This window comes from Photobacterium ganghwense, assembly GCF_003025595.1.
GTDB lineage: Bacteria > Pseudomonadota > Gammaproteobacteria > Enterobacterales > Vibrionaceae > Photobacterium > Photobacterium ganghwense.
On record NZ_PYMI01000022.1, the window covers coordinates 1 to 1,323 of the forward strand.

At 46.8% G+C, this 1,323-nt stretch carries 1 protein-coding gene; it reads left to right on the plus strand.

Translation table 11 applies throughout. The annotated features are described in order from the left end of the window. Positions 1–101 precede the first annotated feature (101 nt). The coding region (locus C9I92_RS25620; RefSeq protein WP_487246581.1) for an Mce/MlaD family protein at positions 102–1,323 on the plus strand (1,222 nt) is incomplete at its 3' end.

Here is a 1,323-nt window from a genome sequence, read left to right on the forward strand (position 1 = left end):
TAACAGTTTTCGTGACTGGCTTTAAAAGCGGAATATTATCAGCGTAGTCAAAGGCAAATAATATCAAGGCGGCTTAGGTCGCCTTTTTTATTGGTGAGAAAATGAAAAGAATATTTCTTTTATTCCTATTGGTTTTTTATTCTAGTTATTCTTATTCAGCCTACTATTACGTTGTCGCTTCGTCGGCCAGTGGTAATTATGCGAGTTTAGACCAAGCAATATCTAAAGAAAAAGCTTACTTGCAAGGCTTTAATGAGATTGTTGGTGAGGTGGAAGTTAAGGAAAGTACGGCTATTAAAAATCACGGGTCAGTTTATATTTATTATAAGCCCTATGAAAGTTATTCATATTATATGAAGCATTCATTCACTTGGTGGATTAAAGAGGATTATTGTTCTACTTCGTCTGCTCGTTCGGCTTTAAATAATAAAATAAATGAGTGTTTTGATAATACACCGTTAAATAATGAAGCATCACACGATTATTATTGTAGTGAGGATGCGGTTACTATCCTTGGTTCATGTACTTATACGCCAATTGAGGGTGAATGTACTGGTGATGCCTGTGGGGGTGATGGCTCTGGTGAAGGTGGTGACGGTGGTGATGGTTCAGGTTCCGGTGGTGACGGTTCAGGCTCTGGTGGTGATGGTTCAGGCTCTGGTGGTGATGGTTCAGGCTCTGGTGGTGATGGTTCAGGCTCCGGTGGTGACGGTTCAGGCTCTGGTGGTGGCGGTTCAGGCTCCGGTGGCGATGGCTCTGGTTCCGGTGGTGGCGGTTCAGGTTCCGGTGGTGATGGCTCAGGCTCCGGTGGTGATGGTTCTGGTTCGGATGGTCAGGGTTCTGGCAGTGTGGACTTGTCCCCTGTCTTGAATAAGTTAGGCAACCTGCAATCCACTGTTGACCAAAACGCGTCCACTATCAAGGCGGCTTTGCAGGATGCGCAAAGTGCAAACAGTTCGGCCTTGGCGGATATTGAATCGGCCACACGCGGCCTAGGCTCTGACCTTGCCAATATTGAATCTGCGACTCGTGGGCTTGGGGCTGACCTTGCTGATATTGAATCGGCAACTCGTGGCTTAGGTGGCAGCCTTGCTGATATTGCGGATAACACGGCGTCTACGGCTACCCGTGTGAATAACCTTGCGGCCTCTAACCGTGAAGCCCTTTCTGAGGTTAAGCAAGCCACAACGGATGTTGGTAATAAGCTGAGTGCGGATTTAGGCCAGATTCTGGATTATGACCAAAAGATGCATGAAGCGTTGCTGGCCATTGATGCCAACATCGGCAAAGGGATTCCGGCCATGGACAAATCGAATGATCTCC